This window comes from Brevundimonas sp. (assembly GCF_041648055.1).
GTDB lineage: Bacteria > Pseudomonadota > Alphaproteobacteria > Caulobacterales > Caulobacteraceae > Brevundimonas.
Map to the genome: position 1 here is coordinate 1,186,397 of NZ_JBAZPS010000001.1, position 24,339 is coordinate 1,210,735.

The following is a 24,339-nucleotide window of genomic DNA, read 5'->3' on the forward strand; positions in this document are numbered from 1 at the left end:
GGCGTCTTAATGGGGCGCTTCGTCCGCCGACGAAAGAGAGCGGCGCGGGGGTGTCCACGCTGGATCCAGAACGGTCCCCACGATTTCGGTCACCCGTGCCCGCGCAGCCTCCAGCCCGTGGCCGGTATCTACGATAAAGTGGGCCCGACGACGCTTTTCCGCATCGGGCGTCTGGCGCTCCAGGATGGCTTCGAAGCGGTCGCGGGTCATGCCCGGACGGGCTAGGACGCGGGCGGCCTGAATGTCCGCATCTGCCGTGACCACCACCACGGCATCGACGGCGGCGTCTCCGCCGGTCTCGAACAGCAGGGGGATGTCCAGAACCGCCAGTTTCACCCCGCGTCGTTCCGCCTCCACAAGATCGTCGGTGCGGCCCCTCGCCACGAGCGGATGCACAATCTGCTCCAGCCGCCTGAACGCCTGATCGTCCCGCCCCAAGGCCTCGGCCAGACGGGTACGATCGATGGCCCCATCGACGACCACGCCGGGGAAGGCCGTACCGACGGGTTCGACCGCTGCCCCGTCCTTGGCATAGAGCGCATGCACGGCCTCATCCGCATTCCAGACCAGCGCTCCTGTGTCGGCGAACATCTGCGCCGTCGTGGACTTGCCCATGCCGATGGAGCCGGTCAGACCCAGCACAATCATGCGGTTTCCCCCAGAGCATCAAGAACCACGCGCCGGATATCCACCGGCGGCACCGGCACCCCGAACATCGCCTCGAATGAGGGTCTGGCCTGGCCGATCAGCATGGCCAGCCCATCGACGGTGCGCAGGCCTCGCGCCCGGCCGGCCGCCAGAAACGGCGTGACCAGCGGTCGATAGGTCATGTCCATCAGGACGGCTTCGCGGCTGAGCCGGCCCACATCGAAATCCGGCTGTACCGACAGGGCATTCACGACGAGCGCGGCCTTTTCCAGCACCTCGGGGTCCGCCACCTCAATACCCAGGTCTTCGGCCAGCAACTCGGCCTTTGACCGCGTGCGATTGATCAGTCCGACCTTGGCCCCGGCCGCCTTCAGGGCAACCGCCGCCGCGCGCGTCGCGCCGCCCGCGCCCAGAATGACCACGGACTGACCCGCCACGTTCAGATCCGGGGCCTGTTCGGCCAGGGCCTGCATCAGCCCCTCTCCATCCGTGCTGTCCGCATGAACCCGCCCCTCCCGAAAGGTCAGCAGATTGGCCGACCCGCAGGTCGAGGCCACGATACTGGTCTGATCCGCCAGGGCGAGCGCCAGGCTCTTGTAGGGGGCCGTGACGTTCAGCCCCGTCAGCCGCCCCGCGCGGCCCTCGTCCACCAGGGCGGCGAAGGCGAGCTCATCCATCGGACCGAACGGCTCATAACTGGCGTCCAGCCCCGCCGCTATGATCCAGGTCGAATGGATCAGCGGGCTGAGCGAGTGGGCGATCGGCTGACCGGCCACCCCTGCGAGGCGCGACAGGGCGGTCATGACATCAGCACGCCCGCACGGCGCAGTTCAGCCAGGACCGGCGATAACGGGAGGCCAAGGACGGTGAAATAGTCACCCTCGACCCGCTCGAACAGTTGCGCGCCCATGCCTTCCAAACGGTAGGAGCCGACGCAGGACAACAGGCCCTCGCCTTCGGTCGCCATATAGAGGTCCAGAAAGCCGTCGGAAAAATCGCGCATCGTCAGGGTCGCTGTATCCACGCCCGACCAGGCGATCTGACCATTTCGAGCAAGAGCCGCTCCGGAATGCAGCTGATGCGACCGGCCCCGCATTTGCGCCAACCTCGCCTGCGCCGCCTCCAGCGACTTCGCCTTGGAGATCAGACCGCCATCGAAGGCCAAAGTCTGGTCCGCCCCCAGCACCCACGCGTCTTCATGATGGCGCGACACCGCCAGGGCCTTGGCCCGGGCCAGTTCGACGGCTAGCTCGGCGGCGTCGTGATCGGCCAGCTGCGCCTTGATCGCGTCCTCGTCCACATCAGCGACATGGACGGTGAACGGTACGGCCGCCCCCTCCAGCATAGCGTGGCGGGCAGCGCTCTTGGAGGCCAGGATCAGACGTTCGCTATTCTGGCTCACCAGTTGGCTCCCGCGCGCTGGGTACGGCGCTCATTGAGGACGTTGATGATGGCTGCCGCCGTCTCCTCGACCGACCGCCGGGTCACGTCGATGACAGGCCAGCCGCGACGCTCGAAGGCCCGGCGGGCCTTGACCGTCTCGTCGCGCACGGCCTCCTGATCGGTATAGGCGCTGGTGTGGGAGGCGTTCAGCCCATCGATGCGGTTACGCCGGATCTGGACCAGTCGGTCGGGCGACACCGTCAGGCCCACGACCAGAGGGTTCTTGAGCCCCACCAGCCGCTCGCCATCTTCCTGATTGGGAACCAGGGGCACATTGGCCGCGCGGATGCCGCGGTGCGCCAGATAGATGCAGGTCGGGGTCTTGGACGTACGACTGACGCCGCACAGGACCACGTCGGCCCCCTCCAGCTGCTCCGTCGTGCCCTGGCCGTCGTCATGGGCCATAGCGAAATCCAGGGCCGAGATGCGGTTGAAATAGTCGGTGTCCAGCGCATGCTGCGCCCCCACCCGGGTCGACAGGGCCGCGCCCAGATAGCGGGACAGGGCCCCGACCAGCGGATCCAGCGCGGCGATCTGGGGCATGTCCAGCACACGGCACCCTTCCTCCAGCTGATCGCGCAGCTCGCGATCCACCAGGGTATGCAGAACCACGCCGGGGGCCGAGGCGATCTCAGCCAGGACCCGCTCCATCTGGCGGTCGGAACGGACCAGGGCATAGATGTGCTCGATCGGAATGACGCCGTCGAACCGCGCCACCACCGCCTTGGCCATGGCATTCAGGGTCTCGCCGGTCGAATCCGACACCAGATGCACGTGGAAATAGGTGGCCAGGCGAGATCGCCCGGTTGTGCGCGCCGCATTCATGCCTGTGCGCCCCTGACAGATGTCGATGATCGCAGGTGGGGATGATCGCTCACGATGGCACGGACTCCTGTGGACGGGCCGGGGCGCCGAAACGCGAAGACCGGGGTCCAATCCCTATAGCGCCCGCATCTTCACCCGGCGAGCGGGGACGACGGTGGACGGCAGCGAGCCTTCGGGTGGCAACTGTCCAGAAGGGTAATCCTGTCCCCCGATCGACTGTGGAGTTCCTTAACAAGGTCTTAACGACCCCCAGCTGGTCCCAGGCCCGATGAGCCTCAGAAGGCCGCCCGTTAAGGTCTCGTTAGAACTTATCCCCGTTTCCCCCAGCCTGCCGATGCGCCCGTCGACCGAACATGACGACCTTGGGACAAACGATCCGGAATCGGAGCGATGCTGACGATTATCCCCGCTGTCCCCGGCCCTACCTTCCTCCTCAATTCAATCTTCGATTCTTTTATTGAGAAGGAAGGGGGTGCGACATGGGCGGGCTTGAGCGGGGCGGTACCGAAGGCTAAGCCCCAATCTAATGATCACGCACCCTGACACCCCCCTGCTTCTCCGCGTTCTGGCCGGAGAGACGACCGACCGGCCTCCGGTGTGGTTCATGCGTCAGGCCGGGCGCTACCTGCCGGAATACCGGGCTCTGCGGGCCCAGGCTCCCGACTTCATCGCCTTCTGCCTGAACCCGCAGATGGCGGCCGAGGCGACGCTGCAGCCGATGAAGCGGCTGGGCTTTGATGCGGCCATCGTCTTTGCCGACATCCTGTTGATCCCCCAGGCTCTGGGCCAAGACGTCTGGTTCGAGACCGGTGAGGGGCCACGCCTGGGCGAAATGCCGTCCGTCGGCCATATGCGTGAGAAGGCTGAGGGCGCGGGCCGCTATCTTCATCAGGTGGGCCAGACCCTGTCCCTGGTCCGGGCCGAACTGGAGCCCGAGCGAGCCCTGATCGGCTTTGCCGGTGCCCCCTGGACCGTCGCCACCTATATGCTGGACGGACATCACAATACGATCGGCAAGGGCGAGCGCGCCACGGCCCGGAAATATGCCTACGAAGACCCCGCCCGCGTTGACGGCACGCTGGAGGTCCTGGTCGAGGCCACGGCCCATTATCTGAAGATGCAGGCCGATGCCGGGGCGCAAGTCCTGAAGATCTTCGAGAGCTGGGCCGAGGGCCTGCCGGACGATTTGTTCGAGCGCCTGGTCCTGCGACCGCATCAGGCGCTGGTGGCCCGTACGCGCGAACTGGGTGTCACCGTGCCGCTGATCGGCTTCCCGCGTGGCTCTGCCGCCCATGCTGAACGGTATGCCGCCGAGGTCGATGTTCAGGCGGTGGCCCTGGATACCGCCTGTCCACTAGAGATCGGCAAGCGGGTTCAGGCCATCAAACCCATTCAGGGCGCGCTCGATCCCCTGCTGCTGCGGGCCGGTGGCGATGCGCTGGATTGCCGGGTTGATCAGTTGATGGCCGCCTGGGGCGACGGGCCGTGGATCTTCAACCTAGGCCATGGGATCATGCCGGATGTGCCGGTCGCCCATGTCGAACAAGTCCTGCGCCGGATCGGTGCCCAATGACGGACGTTGGCCAAACACGCAGCGGACGGCGTATCGCCATCGTCCTGTTCAACCTCGGCGGGCCGGACGACCAGGCCTCGGTCAAGCCGTTCCTGTTCAACCTGTTCAATGACCCGGCCATCATCGGCCTGCCCGGTATCTTCCGCACCGCCATCGCCAGGCTGATTTCCAGCCGACGCGAGACCAGTGCCCAGGCCAACTATGCCCTGATGGGGGGCGGTTCGCCCCTGCTGCCCGAGACGCGGCGTCAGACCGAGGCCTTGGGCGCCGTGCTGGCCGATCGCCTGCCCGGTGACGAGGTTCGGGCCTTCATCGCCATGCGCTACTGGCATCCTCTGACCGAGGAGACGGCGGTCGATGTCGCCGCCTTCGCCCCGGACGAGATTGTGCTGCTGCCGCTCTATCCGCAGTTTTCGACGACGACGACGGAGTCCTCGCTGAAGCGCTGGCACGAGGTCTATGCGGGATCGGGCCAGAGCCGGACCGTCTGCTGCTATCCGCAAGGGACCGGCTGGATCCAGGCCCAGGCCGAGGCCGTGCGCCAGAAGCTGGCCGAGGCCGGTGACGCCGCCGTGCGGGTGCTGTTCTCGGCCCACGGCATCCCCGAAATGCTGGTGACCAGGAAGGGCGATCCCTATCAGGAACAGGTCGAGGCGACCTGTGCCGCCATCGCTGCCGCCGCCGGGCTGGCCCCCGACGCCTGGACCCTGTGCTATCAGAGCCGGGTCGGGCCGATGAAATGGCTGGGCCCCTCGACGCCGGATGCCATCAAACAGGCCGCCCAGGATGGGGTGGGGGCGATCGTCGTGCCCGTCGCCTTCGTCTCCGAACATATCGAGACCCTGGTCGAGCTGGACATCGAATACGGCGAACTGGCGCACGAGCTGGGGGTCTCGCCCTATCTGAGGACACCGGCAGTCGGTGTATCGCCCCTGTTCGTCGATACCCTGGCTGATGCCGTGATCGAGGCCCTGCCGCGACAGGGTGTTGCCCCGCACGGGCCGGGCTGCCAAGGGCGCTGGAAGGCCTGTCCCTATCAATGCCAGCGCAAGGCGGCGTGATGGACGTCGCCACCACCTTCGAGATCGTCCGTGGGCTTCATATCCTTGCGGTCATCGCCTGGATGGCCGGTCTGCTGTTCCTGCCGCGCCTCTATGCCTATGACGCCGAACAGGCCGCCAAGCCCGAGCCGCTGCGGTCCGAAATGCGCGCGCTGCTGCGTCCCTGGCAGCGCCGCCTGCTGAAGATCATCCTCAACCCGGCCATGATCGCGTCGTGGATCTTCGGTGTCTGGATGATCGAGATCCATGTCGTCCAGTTCGGCCAGGGCTGGGCCTTTCTGGCGCAGCCGTGGATGGCGACCAAGCTGATCGGCGTCGTCCTGCTCAGCGGCTGGCACGGCTATCTGGCGGGGCAGTTCAAGCGGATTCAGGCCGGGACTTCGACCCGCACCGGCCGCTTCTGGCGCATGACCAACGAAATTCCCTTCCTGCTGGCCATCGTCATGGTGCTGTCGGTCACGACGCAGTGGGTGTTCTGAAAAGCGGCGACGCTTGACCTGAGCGTCGCGCCGTGGTTTCGCTGGCCGCGAACCGTCCTCCGTCTTGGGGCGGTCCCTCTCTCTTTGCGACGCCCGCCGGTTCGACCGTGGGAGCCCGTCGTACTCCCCTGACCCTCGGGTCCGACATTTCCAGATTTTTCCCGCCCGCCCGACACCCTGTCCGGCGGCGATGACGCTGATGGCCCTTATGACCGACCAGACCGACACCCCCACTGAAGCCGAAACCCCCGTCGATGACGCCGCGACCGAGGTCGAACACGGCGCACCCGCTGCTGCCGACCTGCCCATGGTCGATCAGGAGGTCAGCGAGGACGAGGATGAGGAGGGCGGCGAATCCAGCGTCCCCAACGGTCGCATCACGCTCCAGGAGCTGAACGACAAGACACCCGCCGATCTGGTCGCCTTCGCCGAAGGCCTGGAGATCGAAAACGCCGGCAATCTGCGCAAGCAGGACCTGCTGTTCGCCATCCTGAAGACCCTGGCCGACGAGGAGGTGGAGATCATCGCCTCGGGCGTGCTGGAAATCCTGCCCGACGGCTTCGGATTCCTGCGCAGCCCGGACGCCAACTATCTTCCGGGTCCGGACGATATCTATGTCTCGCCCTCGCAGATCCGCCGCTTTGGCCTGCGCAACGGCGATACCGTCCACGGAGCCGTGCGTGGTCCGCGCGAGGGCGAGCGCTATTTTGCCCTGCTGAAGGTCGACACCATCAACTTCGCAGACCCGGAGATGGTCTCGACCAAGGTGTTGTTCGACAACCTGACGCCGCTCTATCCCGACGAGCGTCTGATCATGGAAATCCAGGATCCGACCCTCAAGGATCGCTCGGGGCGGGTCATCGACATCGTCGCCCCCCTCGGCAAGGGCCAGCGCTGCCTGATCGTCGCCCCGCCGCGCGTCGGCAAGACCGTCATGCTGCAGAACATCGCCAAGTCGATCGAGCGCAACCATCCGGAAGTCTTCCTGATCGTCCTGCTGATCGACGAACGTCCGGAAGAAGTCACGGACATGCAGCGCACGGTGAAGGGCGAGGTCGTGGCCTCGACCTTCGACGAGCCCGCCACCCGTCACGTCGCCGTCGCCGAAATGGTGATCGAAAAGGCCAAGCGCCTGGTCGAGCACAAGCGCGACGTTGTCATCCTGCTGGACTCGGTCACGCGCCTGGGCCGGGCCTATAACGCCACCGTTCCGTCGTCGGGCAAGGTCCTGACCGGGGGCGTGGACGCCAACGCCTTGCAACGACCCAAGCGCTTCTTCGGTGCGGCGCGGAATGTGGAGCAGGGCGGGTCGCTGACCATCATCGCCACGGCCCTGATCGACACCGGCTCGCGCATGGATGAGGTCATCTTCGAAGAGTTCAAGGGCACCGGCAACTCCGAGATCGTGCTGGACCGCAAGGTCGCCGACAAGCGCATCTTCCCGGCGATCGACGTGCTCAAGTCCGGCACCCGCAAGGAAGAGCTGATCACGCCCAAGGATCAGCTGGCCAAGACCTATGTCCTGCGCCGCATCCTGAACCCCATGGGCCCGCAGGACGCGATCGAATTCCTGCTCGACAAGCTGCGCCAGTCCAAGAACAACGCGGACTTCTTCCAGTCGATGAATACCTGATGTTGCCCTATCGCCTCGCACGCGGTGCGAGGCTGCTTGAGGGCCCGTTTCCTCAAGTAGTCTGACGCCGCGCGTCAGGCGTTAGGAAAAAGAGTATGCCATGTTTCACGTGAAACAGAGGGAGAGCGGCGATGAAGGTCACGGTAGAGGTGGATTGCACCCCGGCGGAAGCACGCGCCTTTCTGGGCCTTCCGGACGTCGCACCGCTGAACGACCACCTGGTCGCCGAGATGCAGCGCCGCATGGACGAGAACATCACGGCCATGAAACCGGAAGAGCTGATGAAGAGCTGGACCAGCTATGGACTGCAGGCCCAGGACCAGTTCCGCAAACTGATGGAAGCGGCGGTGCCCAAGGGGTGATGCCGCTCTTTTCCTCTCCCATCCGGGGAGGGGGGCCGCGAAGCGGTGGAGGGGGCCAACCCCAATCGCTGACGTCCGGACTTGCCTCTTCCACCATCGTTCGGATGGTCCCCCTCCCCCGATGGGGGAGGAGACATTGACGCCCCCCCCCACCATCTTCGCCCTCGCCACCCCGCCCGGCCGCGGGGCCATCGCCATTCTGCGCCTGTCTGGCCCGGGCACCGATGAGGCCCTGAGCGCGCTCGGAGCCGGCGACCTCATTCCCCGTATGGCCAGTCTGCGAACCTTGCGACACCGTGAGGCTGTCCTTGACCAGGCCCTCGTCCTGAGCTTTCCGGGCCCAAAATCCTACACTGGCGAGGACTGCGCCGAGCTTCACCTTCACGGTGGACGGGCTGTGGTCGAGGGCGTCAGTGCCGCTCTGATCGCGCTCGGCCTGCGCCCGGCCGAGCCCGGCGAGTTCACCCGCCGTGCCTTTGAGAACGGCCGCATGGACCTGGCCCAGGCCGAGGCGGTGGCTGATCTGATCGATGCCGAGACCACGGCCCAAGCAAACCAGGCATTGGGTCAACTGGACGGAGCCCTGTCTCAAACCTATGCCGGTTTCCGCCGCGACCTGCTCAAGGCCTTGTCTCTCGTCGAGGCCGAGATCGATTTTCCGGACGAGGAGGTGCCCGACAATCTGGCTCGTACGGCGGGGCCTGTGCTGGACGCGCTGATCGCGGACCTGAAGTCGGCCTTGGCCGATGCTCACCGCGGTGAGCGGGTCCGCGACGGTTACCGGATCGTCCTTATCGGCGAGACCAATGCTGGCAAGTCGTCGCTGTTCAATGCCCTGGTTGCCCGCGAGGCGGCGATCGTCACGCCGATCGCCGGCACGACTCGGGATGTCTTGGATGCCGAGTTGATCATCAGAGGCTATGCGGTGACCCTGTCCGATACGGCGGGGTTGCGAGACAGCGATGACCCCATCGAGGCCGAGGGCGTGCGGCGGGCGAGGGCGCGCGCCGAGGCGGCGGACCTGCGTCTGTGGGTGCGCGGACCGGGTGATCCCGACGGCGTCGCGGCAACATTCGCCAAGCCTGATGACGTGACCGTCTTCACCAAGGCTGACCTCGGGGCGGTGCCGCCCGCGCATGCCTCTGCGATCAGCGTCAGCACCACGACCGGCGAGGGACTTCAGGGCCTACACGACTTTCTCGCCGCCCGGTTGCAGGCGGATCTGTCGGGTGCCGATTTTCCTGCTGTCACGCGCGAGCGGCATCGGCTGCGTCTGGTTGATGCCCTCGCTGCGGTCGAGGCTGCTCGACGGGCGCTGGACATCGCCCCCGAAATGGCTGGCGACGACTTGCGACGGGCCGCCGACGCCCTAGGCCGCGTCACCGGTGCCATCGGGGTCGAGGATGTGCTCGGCGAGGTCTTTTCCAGCTTCTGCATCGGCAAGTAACACCGGTTTGTTTCACGTGAAACACGGTACGGCCTTACCGGCATGACCCCGTGCCGTCTGGCTTTTCGGCTCGGCCTGTCCTATGTCCCCTCGCATGAACTCCACCCGTTTCGACGTCATTGTGATCGGCGGCGGCCACGCGGGATGCGAGGCCGCGGCAGCGTCTGCACGCGCCGGGGCCAGGACCCTGCTGCTGACCCAGAAGCTCGAAACCATCGGCGAGATGAGCTGCAATCCGGCCATCGGTGGTCTGGGCAAAGGGCATCTGGTCCGCGAGATCGACGCGATGGATGGCCTGATGGGCCGACTGGGTGACCGGGCGGGGATACAGTTCCGCCTGCTGAACCGCTCCAAGGGCGCAGCGGTCCAAGGCCCACGCAGCCAGATCGATCGCCGCCTCTACCGCGAGGCCATGCAGGGCGAACTGGCGCAGACGCCAAATCTGACCTTGATGGCCGGGACCGCCGAAACGCTGATCATGGACGGTGCCCGCGTCGTAGGCGTGACGACGGGGGAGGGGTTAGAGCTCCGCGCCGCTGCCGTCGTGCTGACGACCGGCACCTTCCTGAACGGCGTGATCCACAAAGGCGACCAGCGTATTCCTGCCGGGCGCCACGGCGAGGCACCCTCGACAGGCATGGCGGCGGACCTTTATGGCGCGGGCCTGATGATGGGCCGGCTGAAAACGGGCACACCCGCGCGTCTGGATGGGCGTACCATCGCCTGGGACCGGCTGGAGATGCAGGCCGCCGATGACGAGCCGGTGCCGTTCAGCTTCCTGACCGACCGGATTGACGTCCCCCAGATCGCCTGCGGCATCACCCATACCAATGCCGAAACGCACCGGATCATTGCCGAAAACCTGGGCGAGAGCGCCGTCTATGGCGGCCATCTGTCCGGTCGCGGACCCCGCTATTGCCCCTCGATCGAGGACAAGGTGGTGCGGTTCGTCGACAAGACCTCGCACCAGATCTTCCTGGAGCCCGAGGGTCTGGACGATCCGACCGTCTATCCCAACGGCATATCGACCTCGGTGTCGGATGCGACCCAGTCGGCCTTCCTGCGCACCATTCCGGGGCTGGAATCGGTCGAGGTATTCCGCTTCGGCTATGCCATCGAGTACGACTATGTCGATCCGCGCGAACTGACCCCCGCGCTGGAGGTCAAGAAGCGGCCGGGCCTCTATCTGGCTGGTCAGATCAACGGCACGACCGGCTATGAAGAGGCGGGGGCGCAAGGGTTGATCGCCGGGTTGAATGCCGCGCGTGCCGCCTCGGAGTCCGACCCTGTTATCCTCGGCCGGGACCAGGCCTATATCGGCGTGATGATCGACGACCTGGTGACGCGCGGCGTGACCGAGCCCTATCGCATGTTCACCAGCCGGGCCGAGTACCGCCTGACGCTCCGTGCCGACAATGCCGACCAACGCCTGACTCCACTGGCTATCGCGGCGGGCATCGTATCTCAGGAACGTCGAGTAGCGTTTGAGATCAAGGCGGCACAACTCGCCGAAGCCGCCGTTGTTTCACGTGAAACACGGTTCACGCCCAAGGAGGCGGCTGCCTTGGGGATTCCGGTGAATGCTGACGGCCAGCGGCGCACGATGCGCGAGCTTCTGGCCTATCCCAATGTCAGCCTGGCCGATTTTGAAGCGGCCTATCCCCAGATCGCCACATGGTCCTGCGCCGTGCGAGATCAGGTCGAGATCGACGCAGGCTACGCCACCTATTTGGATCGTCAGGCGTCCGACGCCGAAGCGCTGCGCCGCGAGGAGGCCTTGGCTCTGCCTGTCGACCTGGACTATGCGGCCATCGGCGGCCTTTCGAACGAGGCGAGGGAGAAGCTGTCCCTGGTTCAGCCTCGTACGCTCGGCCAAGCCGGCCGGATCGAAGGCATGACACCGGGAGCTCTGACGGCCCTGCTGTCGCACGTGAAACGCAAGGTGGCCGCTTGACCCCGACAGAGTTCCAAGCCCTCACCAACGCAACCCCCGCCCAGATGGGTGATCTCGAACGGTTCATCACACGGCTGACCGAGGCCAATGCGGTCATGAACCTGATCGGGCCCGACACCCTGCCGGACGTCTGGAACCGCCACATCTGGGACTCCGCCCAACTTCTTGAGCATGCACCCGGTGCCCAGACCTGGGCCGACCTCGGCGCCGGCGCTGGCTTTCCTGGCATCGTTCTGGCCATCATGCTGAAGACCCAGCCCAAGAGCCACGTCTGGCTGATCGACAGCCTGGGCAAGCGCTGCCGCTTTCTGCAGGAGGTGGTCGATGGCCTGTCCCTGCGGGCCACCGTGTTGAACGGGCGTGCCGAAGATAATGCGGTGACCGTCGAGGTCGTGACGGCCCGCGCGGTGGCCCCGATGGAAAAGCTTCTGGGCTATGCACAGCCTTATCTACAACGCGGTGCCACAGGCCTGTTCCTGAAAGGGGAAAAGGCCGAGGGTGAGGTAGCCGAGGCGCGCAAGGTCTGGCAGTTCAAAAGCAACCTCTCCATCTCGCGCAGTGACCCGCGCGGCCGTATCGTATCTGTTCGGGGCATCAGCCGTGTCAAATCCTGGTAAGACCCGCGTCCTGGCCGTCTCGAACCAGAAGGGTGGGGTCGGCAAGACCACGACCGCCATCAACTTGGGCACAGCCTTGGCGGCAATCGGCGAAAAGGTGCTGATCGTGGACATGGACCCTCAGGGCAATGCCTCCACGGGTTTGGGTGTTCCACGTGAAACACGGCGGGTGACCATCTATGACGTGGTGGTGGACTCGCGGTCGGTTGACGATGCTGCCGTGCAGACGACCGTACCGGGCCTCTGGATTATTCCCGCCGATGCCGACATGTCGGGCGTCGAGATCGAACTCAGCCAAGCGGATCGCCGATCCTTCCGGCTCAAGGATGCCTTGGCAGGGCAGGGCGCTGATGGCCATACGAAGTATGACTATGTCCTGATCGACTGCCCGCCGTCTCTCAACCTGCTGACGCTGAATGCCATGGCCGCCGCCGATGCGGTTCTGGTGCCGTTGCAGTGCGAATTCTTTGCACTGGAGGGCCTGACCCAGCTGATGAAGACCATCGATATGGTGCGTCAGAGCCTGAATCCGTCGCTGGAAATCCAGGGGCTGGTGCTGACCATGTATGATCGACGCAGTGCCTTGTCCGGCCAGGTCGCCAACGATGTGCGGGCCCATTTCGGCGACAAGGTCTATGACGCCATCATTCCGCGCAATGTGCGGGTGGCCGAGGCCCCGTCTTTCGGCAAGCCCGCCCTGATCTACGACCTGAAATGCGCCGGCAGCCAGGCTTACTTGCGCCTCGCGCGCGAGGTCGTGTCGCGCGAACGCAAGCGCCGCCTGCTGGCGGCCTGACTTTAACAGAACGGAATCAGCATCTTGACCGACGCCAAACGTGGCCCGCAACGGGGTCTGGGCCGGGGCCTTTCGGCCCTTCTGGGCGAACAGGTGAACGAGGCCCCGGTCGACGGCTCGCCCGTGCCCACCGGCGTGCAGATGGCCCCGATCGAGAGCCTGAAGCCCAATCCGGACCAGCCGCGCAAGATCTTTGACGCGACCGATCTGGAAGAGCTGTCGGTCTCGATCCGCGACAAGGGCGTGCTTCAGCCTATCCTGGTGCGGTCACAGCCGGGCGAGGACGGCGTCTGGCAGATCATCGCCGGGGAACGTCGCTGGCGGGCGTCGCAGATGGCCCGCCTGACCCAGGTGCCGATCGTCGTGCGCGAGATGGACGACGTCGAAGTCTTCGAGGTCGCCATCATCGAGAACGTCCAGCGCGCCGACCTGAATCCGCTCGAAGAGGCGGACGCCTACACCCAACTGATGCAGCGGTTCGGCCGCACCCAGGACGCGGTCGCCGGCGTCGTCGGCAAAAGCCGCAGCCATGTGGCCAACACCTTGCGTCTGTTGCAGCTGCCGGACGATGTCCTGCAATATGTCCGCAGCGGCCAGATGAGCGCCGGTCATGCCCGGGCCCTGATCACCGCACCCAACCCAGGAGTGCTGGCTGAGCAGATCGTCAGGGATGGGCTGAACGTTCGTCAAGCCGAGGCTCTGGCCCGCCGCGCCGCCGAAGGTCCCAAGCCGAAGAAGGCCCGGCCCGGCGAAATCGACATGAGCGGCAATGCCGACATCGCGGCGCTGGAACAGGATCTGGCCGACGCCCTGGGCCTGAAGGTCAGCCTGGCCGACAAGGGCGGCAAGGGCGAGCTGACCCTGCGATATGGCTCGCTGGAACAGCTGGATGATCTGTGTCGCCGTTTGATGCGGCTGTGACATGACCTCGGCGGCGAACGGGATAGTCGATCTCTACAGCCGCCGTGCGTCTGATTTCGACGCCGATCGCACCAAGACCTTGTTCGAAAGAGCCTGGCTTGATGCCTTTCTGGCGCACGTGCCTTTCAGTGGCGGCATTTTGGATCTGGGCTGTGGGTCGGGCGAACCGATCGCCCGCTATCTGATCCAGAGCGGTCGTTCAGTGACTGGCGTGGACGCTTCGCCTGGTCTGATCGCCCTGTGCCGCGAACGCTTTGCTGATCAAAACTGGATCGTGGCGGATATGCGCGACCTCGATCTGGCGCAGCAATTCGATGGATTGGTCGTCTGGCACAGCGCGATCCATCTGACACCTGAAGCTCAGAACAGCATGTTCGATGTCTATCGACGTCATACGAAGCCGGGCGGCGTCCTGATGTTCACAAGCTCATCCGAGGCGGGCGAATACGTCGGTGAATGGCGTGGCGAACCCCTCTACCATGGCAGCCTGTCTCCCGAGGCTTACCGAGACCATCTGACACGCGCCGGGTTCGAGCTTTTGCAACATAGGAACAACGACCCCGACTGTGGCGGCGCGACCGTTTGGCTGGCGCGACGACGCGTGTCAGACTGAAGACATGACTGAAAAGCCCTCGAACCCGACCGCCGAAGCGATGAAGAAGGCCCTTGCGGCCAAGAAGGCGGGAAGCGCCGCGCCCTCAAGCGGCGGCTTCAAGCCTGGCCAGCATGCCGAGAAGAAGGTCGCGCAGCAGAATGCGGCGGCCAACAAGCCGGCGTTCCGCAAGGCGTCCAAGCGGGGCTAGGGCCTCAAGTAGCGCGAAGCGCGTTAGGCCTAAAATTCAAAGCCCCAGCCGCCTCGCGCGCGCCGAAATCTCCAGCATCAGACGCTCGGCGATCAGCAGGTCTGGCGAGCCGGTCGTCTTGGTGGCGATGTCGGCGGCATTGACGCTGTCCAGCACGCGATCAAGGTCCTCCAGCCGCCAGCTGCGGGCCTGGCGCAGCATTTCCGCCTCCTGTTTCCAGAAGACGCCGGCGGCCTTGGCGGCCTCCTTGGAGCCTGCACCATTGGATTGCAGCACATTGATGCGGCGTAGTTTGCCCAGATGGATCGAGGCCTGGCGCACGGCCATGACCGGGGATTCCCCCTCGGCAAAGGCGCGGCGCAATCCGGCTTGGGCGGGGGCGGGGCGACCGCCGAAGGCTTGCAGGGCGGCGTCCTGAAGCGAGGCATCGGGCTCGACGCCCAGATGGGTCTCCAGCTCCTCGACATCGATGGTACGGCCCGAGCCGGGGCCGATGTAGAGAGCCAGCCGCTCGATCTCCTGACGCATCAGGCCGCGTTCGCGGGGCAGGCGGGAGACGAACCGGTCCAGGGCGTCGCCGGTCAGGCCGACCTTGTCCGCCGCCAGGGCCTCGCGCGTCATCCGGGCCACATCGCCCGTCTCGTCCTCATAGCAGGCGATGCCGACGGCCCCGCTGGAAGCCTCCGCCGCCTTGCGCAGGGCCGAGTCGCGGCCCAGGGCCCCGGCCTCGATGACCAGCATGGCGTCGGGATTGTATCCGCCGTCGGCATGGGCCTTGAGGGCGGCGGCCAGCATCTTGTCGATCGAGGCCTTCTCGGCCCCCAGACGCACGCGGACCAGACGGCGTCCGCCGATCATGCTCAGGGCGGTCAGGGCCTCTTCCAGCCGCGCCTCGTCGCCGTCGATGTCACTGTCGGTCAGCAGGGTGACATTGAAGGGGTCGTTCAGATCCGGCGTGATGGCCTTGCACAGGGTCTCTGCGCGTTCGGCCACACCCGAACGGTCCTTGCCGTGGATGACGGCGGCGCGGACACCCTTGTCCGGGGCCTTCAGGAAGCGATCGACCTCGGGCCGTTTGGCCAGGATCACGTTCTCATCCCCCGCTGGGCGAGGGGGACCATGCGCAGCATGGTGGAGGGGGCCAGCATCACTCGGCCGACAGAGTCCGCATCAGGTCCAGGCGGATCAGGCGGGCCAGTTCGGCGGCGGCGCGTTCCTCGCCGTCCTGTTGGGCGGCGATGGCGGCATAGGGCTGGTCGGCGGCGGCATAGGTGGTGGTGACGGTTTCGATACCAGTGACTGGCGCGCCGCCGTTGAGAGGAGTCAGGGTCCAGGCCCCGCGCACCGTCAGCTCATAGCGTGTGGCCGTGTCGTCGATGCGGCGTCCCAGCGGGCGGCGGGATTGTTCGATGGCCGTCTCCAGTCGGTACAGAGGCGCGACGGCACCATTGCGGCCCAAGGCATCTTCCAGCTGTTCGCGTACGCGATAGCCCAGACGGTCGTCCTGGGTCGTCACGGCGATGCGAGACAGGTTGGAGCCGACCGCACCGCCGTCGCCGTAGATGGGCGTAAAGCCGCAAGCGGAGACAAGAAGTCCCGCAACCGCGACAACCGTCAGGGCAATCCCGCGCATCAGCCGACCACCAGATTGACGATGCGATCCTTGACCACCACGATCTTCCTCACCGTCTGGCCCTCCAGCCGTGCCTGCACCTCTGGATCGGCCATGACGATCGCCTCCACCTCTGCCGGGTCCAGCCCGCGAGCCACGCGGATTTCGCCGCGACGCTTGCCGTTGACCTGGATTGGCAGGGTAACCTCGTCGTCGGCCGCCAGCGCCGGATGATAGACCGGCCAGGGCGCATCCAGGATCATCCCCTCTTCCCCCAGTCGCGTCCAGCCTTCCTCGGCCAGGTGTGGCGTGAACGGCGCGACCAGTCCCAGCAGGGCCTTCAGCGCCTCACGCTTGGCCTCGCCCCCCGCCTTGGCGCTGTCGCGGATCGTGGCGACGAAGGCGTAGAGTTTGGCGATGGCGGAGTTGAAGCGGAAGCCGGTGATCCCTTCGGACACGGCCTTGATCGCCTTGTGCGTCTCGCGGACCAGGGCGGCATTGGCTTCGGCTTCCCCGGCAAAGGCGGAGTCATAGCCATCGACTTCAGCCCAGACACGCTGGACGAAACGGCTGGCCCCCTCGACGCCGCCGGGCGTCCATTGCACGTCCCGCTCCGGCGGGCTATCGGACAGGACGAACAGGCGACCAGCGTCGACCCCGTAAGTGTCGACGATCTCCTGGGGCGCGACGACGTTCTTCTTGGACTTGGACATCTTCTCGATGTCGCCGATGGTCAGGGTCTCGCCGGTCGAGAGCTGGCGGGCCGAGCGCTTGCCGGCGTCATTGGTCAGCTCGACATCCGTGGGCTCGACCCAGGCACCGTCTGCCCGGCGATAGGTCTCGTGGACGACCATGCCTTGGGTGAACAGGCCCGCAAACGGTTCCCTGACCGTCATCAGCCCGGCATCGCTGAGGGCACGGCTGACGAAGCGGGCATAGAGCAGGTGCAGCACCGCATGTTCGACCCCGCCGATATACTGATCCACTGGCAGCCAGTGGTTGGCAGCAGCATGCGAGATTGGCTCGGAGGCCGTCGGGTCGGTAAAACGGGCGAAGTACCAGCTGGAGTCGACGAAGGTGTCCAGCGTGTCTGTCTCGCGTGTCGCATCACCGTGACACGTGGGGCATTTGACGTGCTTCCAGGTCGGATGGCGGTCCAGTGGATTGCCGGGTGTGTCGAAGGTGACGTCTCTGGGCAGTTCGACCGGCAGGTCCGCAGCGGGCAGCGCCCCACACTTATCGCAGTGGACGATGGGAATGGGGCAACCCCAGTAGCGTTGGCGGCTGACGCCCCAGTCGCGCAGGCGGTAGATGGTCTTGCCCTCGCCCTGGCCGGCCGCCTCGATGCGGGCGATGGCTGCGGCCTTGGCGGCCTCGATCTCCAGCCCATCCAGAAAATCGGAGCGGAAGATGGTGCCGGGGCCCGTATAGGCCTCGCCATCAACGCCGAAGTCGTCCCCTGCGCCATCGGGTCTGACCACGGGCAGGATGGGCAGGCCGTATTTGGTCGCGAACTCGAAGTCGCGCTGGTCATGCGCCGGGCAGCCGAAAATGGCTCCGGTGCCATAGTCCGACAGGATGAAGTTGGCGATCCAGACGGACACTTCGCGCCCGTCGAGGGGGTGGATGACCTTCAGGCCGGTGTCGAAGCCGATCTTTTCGGCCTGTTCGATTTCGGCCTGGGTCGAGCCACCCTTGCGGCACTCGGCGACGAAGGCTGCGGCCCCGGCGTGAGTTTCGGCCAGGGCGCGGGCGACCGGATGGTCGGCGGCGATGCCCATGAAGCTGGCCCCGAACAGGGTGTCAGGGCGGGTGGTATAGATTTCCAGACCGTCCGGCGTGGCGTCGGGGGCGTCACCGGCCCACTGCCAGGTCATCTGCAGACCCTTGGACCGTCCGATCCAGTTTTCCTGCATCAGCCGGACCTTGTCGGGCCAGCGGCCCTCCAGCTCCTTCAGCCCCTCGATCAGATCGTCGGCATAGTCGGTGATGCGCAGGAACCACTGGTTCAACTTGCGCTTCTCGACGACGGCACCCGAGCGCCAGCCGCGCCCGTCGACCACCTGCTCATTGGCCAGGACGGTGTTATCGACCGGATCCCAGTTGACCACAGCCTCCTTGCGATAGACCAGTCCCCGCTTGAACAGCTCGCGGAACCAGGCCTGCTGCTGGCCGTAATAGGCCGGGTCGCAGGTGGCGAACTCTCTGGACCAGTCCAGGGAGAGGCCCAGCAGCTTCAGCTGGTCGCGCATGGTGGCGATGTTGGACCAGGTCCAGTCGCCGGGATGGATGCCCCGCTCGATGGCCGCGTTCTCGGCCGGCAGTCCGAAGGCGTCCCAGCCCATGGGGTGCAGGACATCGAACCCTTGCGCCCGCTTGGAGCGCGCCACCACGTCACCCATCACATAGTTGCGCGCGTGGCCCATGTGGATGTTGCCCGACGGATAGGGGAACATCTCCAGCACGTAGTATTTCGGCTTTCCGGTACCTTCGGTCGGCGTCGAAAAGGCGTCAGCCTCAGCCCAGCGGGACTGCTGACGGGGTTCGGCGGTCTTGGGTTCGTAGCGAGTGGCGGCCACGGGTATCCTTCAGGCAGTCGCTCCTAGAGGGCGAGCCTGAAGGAGGCAGGTCTTGGTAAAGCGGGTTTAGCGGGTGTTGGACAGGTTGAGCTGACGCGCCTTGGTCAGGATCGCGTTTTCTAGGTCCGTCTCGGTCTGGGCGGCGACCGGGGCGGCGGTCCACTGACCGGCGGCGTCGCGGACTTCCTTGTTGACCGTGACGTTCAGTGCATCGGCGCGCAGGCGCGTGTCCAGGATGAAGACGGTCGCCTTGAACCGCTCGTTCGGCGTCTGGGGGTCGCTGTACCAGTCGTAGTTCACCACGCCGCCCCAGGGATCGGCATTGGCCAGAGGCATGAAGCTGAGAGTGTCCAGGGTGGCGCGCCACAGGAAGGCGTTTACGCCGATGCCGGTCTGGGCATTGGCTGCGGCTTCGCGTGTCGCGTTGCCGCCTCCGAAGACGTCGCCGATCGTCGGTCCAAAGGGACGGTCCGCCGAGCAGCCACTCAGCAGGACGCCGGAAGCGATCAGGGCAATCGTTGCGCCGCGAACCAGCACCATTAGACACTCCATCCCTATCGAAGGCGTGCAGCGGACCCATCCGCGCACGAGCGTGACCCGATCCGTACAGGATAGAGGTCTCATTGCTGTGCTCTATAACACGGCGAAAAGGGGCGATGACAAGGCGAAGTCGCGTTGCGGCTGCGGATCATACCAGAGCAAGGCGTGATGATAGCGCCACAGCAGCGGTACGGAGTCTTGTGGAACAGGCGCTCACTCGCCACGTTCGGTTGACCGCGAGGGCGACTGGTGCCTAATCGCGGCAAGGATCGCGCGGAAAAAATCCAGCGCGGCGGCAAGGGCAGGACATGCGTGCAGGTAACGTCATCGCTGGACTGGTTGGGGGGCTGATGCTCCTGACCGCCGCTGACGTGGCTGCGGCCCAGACGTCAAGGTCGCGCACGGTGCCTGCTGCCAATCTGACCGAGACCCAGCGGGCGACCCCGGTGGTGCCGTCCGGACAGTCACGCCTTCGTTTCACCGAGCGTGGCCGATGGGGTCTCGACCTCAATCTGAATCAGCCCGTAAGCCGTGAACGTAATCTCGGCGATGTCGAGGCCGGGGCCTATTATCGCGTCAATCCGCGCCTGCGCGTGGGGGCTGCGGCCGGTCTTGCCGAGCCTGACGCCGATCCGGCGCGAGCCCGTGACCCGGATCAACGCGCCGCCCCGCGCTTTCGCCTGGAATCGATCTTCCGGTTCTAGTCCCGGTCAGTGGGGCCCAAAGGCCGCCTGTATCGCTGCGACGCCCGCCAGGCCGTACACACCGGAACCGATGAGCGATCGCGCATTGCCGCCATCGATGCCGCCCAGTGCATAAACAGGGCGGCTGGATGTCGCAGTCATCAGCTTCAGAACTTCCAGACCCAGAGACGGCTTGGTCGAGGATGCGCCGCCGGCCCCAAACACAGGCGAGACCACGACGGCATCAAGGTTAGCGGCGCGTTCGAAGGTCTGTAGGCTGTGGGCCGTGCCTGTGATGCGCCAGTTCGGCTGGGCCATCGATAGTGCCTTTGCCTGGCTCAACGCCCGTTCCGGCAGATGCACACCGTCGGCCCCGACCTGCTCGGCCAGTTCCGCGTTCAGGCCGATCAGCAGCAGGCAATCTCGTCGAGCCGTCACCTCTCGCAGTCGCCTGGCGGTGTCATGAGCGTCTGCGTGGCCAAAATGCCGGAATACCACGCCGCTTCCTGCGGGTAGCCGCGCCGCCGTCTCCCAGGGGCGAGGCGTCCGGTCGGGATCGGTGAAGAACAGCAGGGGCGGCAGGTTGCCTACCGCGCGACCTTCGGTGCGGCTGACTTTGGCCGCGTCGCGCGCTAGGACGCTGGCGACATCCCACAGGGTTTCGGCATCCGACCGGTTCATGGCCATCTCTTCTCCCCTTACCGAAGCGTCGTCCAGCCCGATCGCAGCGCGGTTCGCCGCCGTGCGGGCCGACATCGAGGCCGCCTGTCGAGCGGCGGGACGCGGCGACCCCGGCGACGTGACCCTGACCGCTGTGACGAAGACCCAGCCGCCCGAGGCCATCGACGCCGCCCTGGCCGCCGGCCAGCGCGTGTTCGGCGAGAACCGGGTTCAGGAGGCGCTCGCCCGCTGGACCGACCGCCGTGCGGATCACCCCGACCTGCATCTTCGCCTGATCGGACCGCTGCAGACCAACAAGGTCCGAGAGGCTCTGCAGCTGTTCAACGTCATCGAGACCCTGGACCGGCCGAAGCTGGCCCAGGCCTTGGCGACGGTAGGTCAGGCGTTGGGCGTGGCCCCCCGCGTACTGGTCCAGGTCAATACCGGTGCCGAACCGCAGAAGGCGGGGGTGGCGATCACACAAGCCCCGGCCCTGATCGAACAGGCCCGGGCCCTGGGGCTGACCGTCGAGGGGCTGATGTGCATCCCGCCTGCCGGCGAAGACCCTGCACCGCATTTCGCGCTGCTGGCCCAAATGGCGCGCGAACACGGGCTGGACATCCTGTCGATGGGCATGAGCGGCGACTATCCAGCGGCGATCGCAGCCGGGGCGACCCATGTCCGGGTCGGATCGGCCCTTTTTGGCCAACGGGACGGCTGAAACCGCGTCTAATCGCGCCCCGCTCTTGGCGAATGGCCCGACGCTCGCCATTGTTACAGCCATGGCTGCACCCAAGACGATCCTGATCATCGACGACGACGACGACCTGCGCGAGGCGCTGGCGGAGCAACTCGCCCTGCACGAGGCCTTTCGTCCGATTCAGGCCTCGACGGCCGGAGAGGGTGTACGCATGGGCCGCGAGGTCCGCGCCGATCTGATCCTGCTGGACCTCGACCTGCCTGACATGGACGGGCGCGAGGCCTGCCGCCTGCTGAGGGCGGGCGGGGTGACGACACCGATCATCATGCTGACGGCCCAGTCTTCGGATTCCGACACGGTCCTGGGCCTGGAATCCGGGGCCAACGACTATGTGACCAAGCCCTTCCGCTTCGCCGTCCTACTGGCCCGCATCCGCGCCCACCTGCGCAGCCATGAACAGTCCGAAGACGCCGTCTTCCGCATCGGCCCCTATGAGTTCCGCCCCGCCGCCAAGATCCTGGTAGACGACAAGGCCAAGAAGGTCCGGCTGACGGAGAAGGAAACCAATATCCTGAAGTACCTCTACCGCGCGGGCGGCAAGCCGGTGATGCGCGAGGAGCTGCTGACCGAGGTGTGGGGCTACAACGCCGGGGTCACGACCCACACGCTGGAGACCCACATCTATCGCCTGCGTCAGAAGATCGAGCCCGAGCCGGGTCAGGCGCGGCTGCTGCTGACGGATGCGGGCGGGTACCGGCTGCAGCCGTGAGGTCAGGCCCGTGGGATCCGCGCCCGGCCCAGGTTCGGATCGTCCAGCGTCCTGAAGGCGAGGCACCGGAATGGGTCAGGGATGCCTGGATCGGATTGGTTCTTCCACTCGTGATCGATTACCCAGTGGAGACCAAGGGCTCGGGCGTATTATCCGGACCTAAGAGCCGCTTGTCCGAATGGTTATATTTTACGCTGGGTCGCGGGCGTCCAACGAGTGGCTACGTCGTCCACGCTGACCGCGCGGTGGACGTTCTGGCCGAAACTCAGCCAGAAGCTGCAGACTGGTGGCGGCGTGAGGCGGCTTACTTTATCCGACCAGGATCGCAGTTCGTGTTCGATCTGCCCGCTTGCGAGCCAGTCAACTAAAGCGCCAGATCCATCGTCACCGGCGCATGGTCGCTGGGCTGGGTCCATTCGCGGACGGTGTCGTGGATGCGGGCCGTGCCGGGCAGGACGGCGGGCGTCAGGCCGGGCGAGGTCCACAGGTGGTCCAGACGCAGGCCTCGGTTTGACTTGCGGAAGTCGGCGGCGCGATAGCTCCACCAGCTGGCCAGTTTCGTCGGCTCCGGGATCTGGTCGCGGATCACGTCGCAGAATCCTCCGGCGGCCTGGAGACGACGCAGGGTCTCGACCTCCAGCGGGGTGTGGCTGACGATCTTCGACATATAGCGGTGGTTCCAGACGTCGTTCTCGCCCGGCGCAATGTTGAAGTCCCCGGCCAGGACCAGCGGGCGCTGTTTGTCACGCGCCGCCATCTCGCGGGTCAGGCGCTCGTAATAGTCCATCTTGTGATCGAACTTGGGATTCAGCGCACGGTCGGGTACGTCGCCGCCCGCAGGGATGTAGAAATTCTGCACCTCGACGCCATCGACCATCACTCCGACGCAGCGCGCGTGTTTCTCACGACAGACGTCCAGAACAGGAGCCTCGGTGATCGGCTTTCTGCTAGCGATGGCGACCCCGTGCCAGCCCTTCTGTCCGCCGATCTTGAGGTAGGGCATGCCCATCGCCTCGAAGGGGGCGCGGGGAAACTGGTCCTCCAGGCATTTGATTTCCTGCAGGCACAGCACGTCGGTGCCGCTCTCGGCGACGAAGCGGGCGACCTGATCGATGCGCAGGCGAACGGAGTTGATGTTCCAGGTGGCGATACGAAGCATGCGCCGGTCTTAGCCGCCCTGCCGCCAAGGCGAAACCGCACATCTCGCGCTCAAGCAGCGAGGCTCCGCGAGCCGAGCGATAGCGCCTAAAAAAATGCCCGGTCGTTTCCAACCGGGCATTTCAGGTGTCTCTCTCGCCGCCGGGAAGGGGATGACAATCCCAAACGGTCAGATCGGCTCTCGCCGCTCTGTGTCAAGAAAGACACAGGGCGTAGAAAAAGTCAAGCTTAGCTGCGCCAATTCTAGTTGCGGCGGGGGCGCTGGGTCGGGTCACGCAGCTGGAACAGGCTGGCGGCCAGATTGGGGGCAGCGGTAACGCGGGTCAGCTGGGTACGGGTCATGGTCCCCTGCGCATCGCGGATGGTCCATTCCAGCAGGCGCTCGGGCGAGCCGCCGAACATCAGGACCACGGCCCCATCGTTGGGGCGCCGGGCGTCCAAGGCGGTGATGGAATAGCCGCCGTCCTGCATGCGCACGACGCGGTCGATCCGGACGCCCTGATCAAGGCGGACCGTGCGGGCCAGGAAGGTCGACAGCGGCGTCTGGCTGAGCGGAACCTGACGGAAGACGTTCAGGCGCGGGTCGTAGCGTTTGACGTTGTTGCCGTCGGACACGACCAGTAGCCCGGCCGGGTTGCTGTATTCGAACCGCATCTTGCCGGGGCGTTGCAGCCAGAACCGGCCCTCGCGGCGCTGGGCACCCGAGGTTTCGACGAAGCTGCCCTGGGCCGAAGCCAGGTTCTGCAGGGTCGCCTGGGCGCGGGCCAGGATGGCGCGATCGTCAGCGGACAGATTGGCCTGGGCGTGCACCGGCAGGGCGGCGACACCGGCGATGGCGGCGGTTCCCAGCGCAAAGGCGCGGCGAGTGAAGGTCATGGGTCGTCTCCCGTTCGGGATGGTTGTTGAAGCGTCAGGTCATGCCCGGTCGGCGCGGCGGTGTCATGACACAAGCCTGACCATAATCGGACCGTGGGATGAAGCGCCGTTCATCGGTTGGGGTTCCGAAGTTGGTGCTCGTCTTGCCAAAGCGCCCCCACCCGGCCTCGCCTGACGGCTCGGCCACCCTCCCCCAGGTG

At 65.8% G+C, this 24,339-nt stretch carries 26 protein-coding genes; 15 read left to right on the top strand and 11 right to left on the bottom strand.

Annotated elements, in window-relative coordinates; all coding sequences use genetic code 11:
• Positions 1-6: 6 nt before the first annotated feature.
• From coaE to WC585_RS05870, 4 genes are read right to left on the bottom strand one after another with little or no spacing between them, the layout of a single operon-like run.
• Positions 7-648 (bottom strand): dephospho-CoA kinase, encoded by a 642-nt coding sequence (gene coaE / locus WC585_RS05855; RefSeq protein ID WP_373256653.1) that lies wholly within the window; start codon positions 646-648, stop codon positions 7-9.
• Positions 645-1,451, bottom strand: a complete 807-nt coding sequence (locus WC585_RS05860; protein ID WP_373256655.1) for a shikimate dehydrogenase — start codon at positions 1,449-1,451, stop codon at positions 645-647. Before WC585_RS05860 ends, coaE begins: the two co-directional genes overlap by 4 nt.
• Positions 1,448-2,050: a nucleoside triphosphate pyrophosphatase gene (locus WC585_RS05865; RefSeq protein WP_373256657.1), complete on the bottom strand. Its 603-nt coding sequence runs from the start codon at positions 2,048-2,050 to the stop codon at positions 1,448-1,450. The genes WC585_RS05860 and WC585_RS05865 overlap by 4 nt, the downstream gene beginning before the upstream one ends.
• Positions 2,047-2,916 (bottom strand): pyruvate, water dikinase regulatory protein, encoded by an 870-nt coding sequence (locus tag WC585_RS05870; RefSeq protein ID WP_373256658.1) that lies wholly within the window; start codon positions 2,914-2,916, stop codon positions 2,047-2,049. The genes WC585_RS05865 and WC585_RS05870 overlap by 4 nt, the downstream gene beginning before the upstream one ends.
• Positions 2,917-3,442: 526 nt before the next feature.
• On the opposite strand from WC585_RS05870, the gene hemE reads away from it, so the two are divergent.
• From hemE to WC585_RS05930, 12 genes are all read left to right on the top strand, one after another.
• Entirely contained in the window at positions 3,443-4,489 is a 1,047-nt protein-coding gene (hemE, locus tag WC585_RS05875) for a uroporphyrinogen decarboxylase (protein WP_373256660.1), read from the top strand.
• Positions 4,486-5,550: a ferrochelatase gene (gene hemH / locus WC585_RS05880; RefSeq protein ID WP_373256662.1), complete on the top strand. Its 1,065-nt coding sequence runs from the start codon at positions 4,486-4,488 to the stop codon at positions 5,548-5,550. Before hemE ends, hemH begins: the two co-directional genes overlap by 4 nt.
• Positions 5,550-6,029 carry a CopD family protein gene (locus tag WC585_RS05885; protein ID WP_373256664.1) on the top strand — a complete coding sequence of 160 codons (480 nt, stop codon included), beginning with the start codon at positions 5,550-5,552 and terminating at the stop codon, positions 6,027-6,029. Before hemH ends, WC585_RS05885 begins: the two co-directional genes overlap by 1 nt.
• Positions 6,030-6,237: 208 nt before the next feature.
• Complete coding sequence (gene rho, locus WC585_RS05890; RefSeq protein WP_373256666.1) at positions 6,238-7,662, top strand: transcription termination factor Rho; 1,425 nt, start codon at positions 6,238-6,240, stop codon at positions 7,660-7,662.
• 131 nt (positions 7,663-7,793) lie between these two features.
• On the top strand, positions 7,794-8,024 hold the full coding sequence (locus tag WC585_RS05895) for a DUF6489 family protein (RefSeq protein ID WP_373256667.1): 231 nt from the start codon (positions 7,794-7,796) through the stop codon (positions 8,022-8,024).
• A 136-nt stretch (positions 8,025-8,160) separates the two neighbouring features.
• Positions 8,161-9,471 (top strand): tRNA uridine-5-carboxymethylaminomethyl(34) synthesis GTPase MnmE, encoded by a 1,311-nt coding sequence (mnmE, locus tag WC585_RS05900; RefSeq protein ID WP_373256668.1) that lies wholly within the window; start codon positions 8,161-8,163, stop codon positions 9,469-9,471.
• A 94-nt stretch (positions 9,472-9,565) separates the two neighbouring features.
• Positions 9,566-11,425 carry a tRNA uridine-5-carboxymethylaminomethyl(34) synthesis enzyme MnmG gene (gene mnmG, locus WC585_RS05905; RefSeq protein WP_373256669.1) on the top strand — a complete coding sequence of 620 codons (1,860 nt, stop codon included), beginning with the start codon at positions 9,566-9,568 and terminating at the stop codon, positions 11,423-11,425.
• Between the two features lie 44 nt (positions 11,426-11,469).
• Positions 11,470-12,042 carry a 16S rRNA (guanine(527)-N(7))-methyltransferase RsmG gene (gene rsmG / locus WC585_RS05910; RefSeq protein ID WP_373256813.1) on the top strand — a complete coding sequence of 191 codons (573 nt, stop codon included), beginning with the start codon at positions 11,470-11,472 and terminating at the stop codon, positions 12,040-12,042.
• Entirely contained in the window at positions 12,026-12,838 is an 813-nt protein-coding gene (locus WC585_RS05915; protein ID WP_373256670.1) for a ParA family protein, read from the top strand. The genes rsmG and WC585_RS05915 overlap by 17 nt, the downstream gene beginning before the upstream one ends.
• An 81-nt stretch (positions 12,839-12,919) precedes the next feature.
• Positions 12,920-13,759: a ParB/RepB/Spo0J family partition protein gene (locus WC585_RS05920; protein WP_373256814.1), complete on the top strand. Its 840-nt coding sequence runs from the start codon at positions 12,920-12,922 to the stop codon at positions 13,757-13,759.
• A gap of 1 nt (position 13,760) precedes the next feature.
• Entirely contained in the window at positions 13,761-14,372 is a 612-nt protein-coding gene (locus tag WC585_RS05925; RefSeq protein WP_373256672.1) for a class I SAM-dependent methyltransferase, read from the top strand.
• Positions 14,373-14,376: 4 nt separating this feature from the next.
• Positions 14,377-14,562, top strand: coding sequence for a hypothetical protein (locus WC585_RS05930; RefSeq protein ID WP_373256673.1), 186 nt, complete (start codon positions 14,377-14,379; stop codon positions 14,560-14,562).
• A gap of 36 nt (positions 14,563-14,598) precedes the next feature.
• On the opposite strand, the gene holA is transcribed toward WC585_RS05930, so the two are convergent.
• From holA to WC585_RS05950, 4 genes are all read right to left on the bottom strand, one after another.
• Complete coding sequence (gene holA / locus WC585_RS05935) at positions 14,599-15,651, bottom strand: DNA polymerase III subunit delta (protein WP_373256674.1); 1,053 nt, start codon at positions 15,649-15,651, stop codon at positions 14,599-14,601.
• 58 nt (positions 15,652-15,709) lie between these two features.
• Positions 15,710-16,195: an LPS assembly lipoprotein LptE gene (lptE, locus tag WC585_RS05940; RefSeq protein WP_373256676.1), complete on the bottom strand. Its 486-nt coding sequence runs from the start codon at positions 16,193-16,195 to the stop codon at positions 15,710-15,712.
• Positions 16,195-18,753 (bottom strand): leucine--tRNA ligase, encoded by a 2,559-nt coding sequence (gene leuS / locus WC585_RS05945; protein WP_373256678.1) that lies wholly within the window; start codon positions 18,751-18,753, stop codon positions 16,195-16,197. Before leuS ends, lptE begins: the two co-directional genes overlap by 1 nt.
• Positions 18,754-18,819: 66 nt before the next feature.
• On the bottom strand, positions 18,820-19,293 hold the full coding sequence (locus tag WC585_RS05950; protein ID WP_373256679.1) for a DUF3576 domain-containing protein: 474 nt from the start codon (positions 19,291-19,293) through the stop codon (positions 18,820-18,822).
• Positions 19,294-19,601: 308 nt separating this feature from the next.
• Between WC585_RS05950 and WC585_RS05955 the strand changes: the two genes are divergently transcribed.
• Positions 19,602-19,997, top strand: coding sequence for an NtrZ family periplasmic regulatory protein (locus tag WC585_RS05955; RefSeq protein ID WP_373256680.1), 396 nt, complete (start codon positions 19,602-19,604; stop codon positions 19,995-19,997).
• 6 nt (positions 19,998-20,003) lie between these two features.
• Here WC585_RS05955 and WC585_RS05960 read toward each other — a convergent pair whose 3' ends face one another.
• Complete coding sequence (locus WC585_RS05960; protein WP_373256682.1) at positions 20,004-20,657, bottom strand: thiamine phosphate synthase; 654 nt, start codon at positions 20,655-20,657, stop codon at positions 20,004-20,006.
• On the opposite strand from WC585_RS05960, the gene WC585_RS05965 reads away from it, so the two are divergent.
• Complete coding sequence (locus WC585_RS05965) at positions 20,656-21,357, top strand: YggS family pyridoxal phosphate-dependent enzyme (RefSeq protein ID WP_373256684.1); 702 nt, start codon at positions 20,656-20,658, stop codon at positions 21,355-21,357. The two genes, WC585_RS05960 and WC585_RS05965, sit on opposite strands and share 2 nt — an antisense overlap.
• A 61-nt stretch (positions 21,358-21,418) precedes the next feature.
• The gene (locus tag WC585_RS05970; protein WP_373256685.1) at positions 21,419-22,105 is read left to right on the top strand and encodes a response regulator; all 687 of its coding nucleotides are present in this window, start codon (positions 21,419-21,421) and stop codon (positions 22,103-22,105) included.
• Positions 22,106-22,469: 364 nt separating this feature from the next.
• Here WC585_RS05970 and WC585_RS05975 read toward each other — a convergent pair whose 3' ends face one another.
• Positions 22,470-23,264, bottom strand: coding sequence for an exodeoxyribonuclease III (locus tag WC585_RS05975; protein WP_373256687.1), 795 nt, complete (start codon positions 23,262-23,264; stop codon positions 22,470-22,472).
• A 242-nt stretch (positions 23,265-23,506) separates the two neighbouring features.
• Positions 23,507-24,139: an outer membrane lipoprotein carrier protein LolA gene (locus tag WC585_RS05980; protein ID WP_373256688.1), complete on the bottom strand. Its 633-nt coding sequence runs from the start codon at positions 24,137-24,139 to the stop codon at positions 23,507-23,509.
• Positions 24,140-24,339: the final 200 nt, after the last annotated feature.

Excerpts from the sequence above, each read along its gene's own strand:
- coaE (WP_373256653.1), bottom strand. The coding sequence starts at position 648 with ATGATTGTGCTGGGTCTGACCGGCTCCATCGGCATGGGCAAGTCCACG.
- WC585_RS05950 (WP_373256679.1), bottom strand. The coding sequence starts at position 19,293 with ATGGTGCTGGTTCGCGGCGCAACGATTGCCCTGATCGCTTCCGGCGTC.
- lptE (WP_373256676.1), bottom strand. The coding sequence starts at position 16,195 with ATGCGCGGGATTGCCCTGACGGTTGTCGCGGTTGCGGGACTTCTTGTC.
- hemE (WP_373256660.1), top strand. The coding sequence starts at position 3,443 with ATGATCACGCACCCTGACACCCCCCTGCTTCTCCGCGTTCTGGCCGGA.
- WC585_RS05870 (WP_373256658.1), bottom strand. The coding sequence starts at position 2,916 with ATGAATGCGGCGCGCACAACCGGGCGATCTCGCCTGGCCACCTATTTC.
- WC585_RS05975 (WP_373256687.1), bottom strand. The coding sequence starts at position 23,264 with ATGCTTCGTATCGCCACCTGGAACATCAACTCCGTTCGCCTGCGCATC.
- WC585_RS05955 (WP_373256680.1), top strand. The coding sequence starts at position 19,602 with ATGCGTGCAGGTAACGTCATCGCTGGACTGGTTGGGGGGCTGATGCTC.
- WC585_RS05980 (WP_373256688.1), bottom strand. The coding sequence starts at position 24,139 with ATGACCTTCACTCGCCGCGCCTTTGCGCTGGGAACCGCCGCCATCGCC.
- WC585_RS05960 (WP_373256682.1), bottom strand. The coding sequence starts at position 20,657 with ATGAACCGGTCGGATGCCGAAACCCTGTGGGATGTCGCCAGCGTCCTA.
- WC585_RS05925 (WP_373256672.1), top strand. The coding sequence starts at position 13,761 with ATGACCTCGGCGGCGAACGGGATAGTCGATCTCTACAGCCGCCGTGCG.
- rsmG (WP_373256813.1), top strand. The coding sequence starts at position 11,470 with ATGGGTGATCTCGAACGGTTCATCACACGGCTGACCGAGGCCAATGCG.
- WC585_RS05885 (WP_373256664.1), top strand. The coding sequence starts at position 5,550 with ATGGACGTCGCCACCACCTTCGAGATCGTCCGTGGGCTTCATATCCTT.
- hemH (WP_373256662.1), top strand. The coding sequence starts at position 4,486 with ATGACGGACGTTGGCCAAACACGCAGCGGACGGCGTATCGCCATCGTC.
- WC585_RS05970 (WP_373256685.1), top strand. The coding sequence starts at position 21,419 with ATGGCTGCACCCAAGACGATCCTGATCATCGACGACGACGACGACCTG.
- mnmG (WP_373256669.1), top strand. The coding sequence starts at position 9,566 with ATGAACTCCACCCGTTTCGACGTCATTGTGATCGGCGGCGGCCACGCG.
- WC585_RS05895 (WP_373256667.1), top strand. The coding sequence starts at position 7,794 with ATGAAGGTCACGGTAGAGGTGGATTGCACCCCGGCGGAAGCACGCGCC.
- WC585_RS05860 (WP_373256655.1), bottom strand. The coding sequence starts at position 1,451 with ATGACCGCCCTGTCGCGCCTCGCAGGGGTGGCCGGTCAGCCGATCGCC.
- WC585_RS05965 (WP_373256684.1), top strand. The coding sequence starts at position 20,656 with ATGGCCATCTCTTCTCCCCTTACCGAAGCGTCGTCCAGCCCGATCGCA.
- rho (WP_373256666.1), top strand. The coding sequence starts at position 6,238 with ATGACCGACCAGACCGACACCCCCACTGAAGCCGAAACCCCCGTCGAT.
- WC585_RS05930 (WP_373256673.1), top strand. The coding sequence starts at position 14,377 with ATGACTGAAAAGCCCTCGAACCCGACCGCCGAAGCGATGAAGAAGGCC.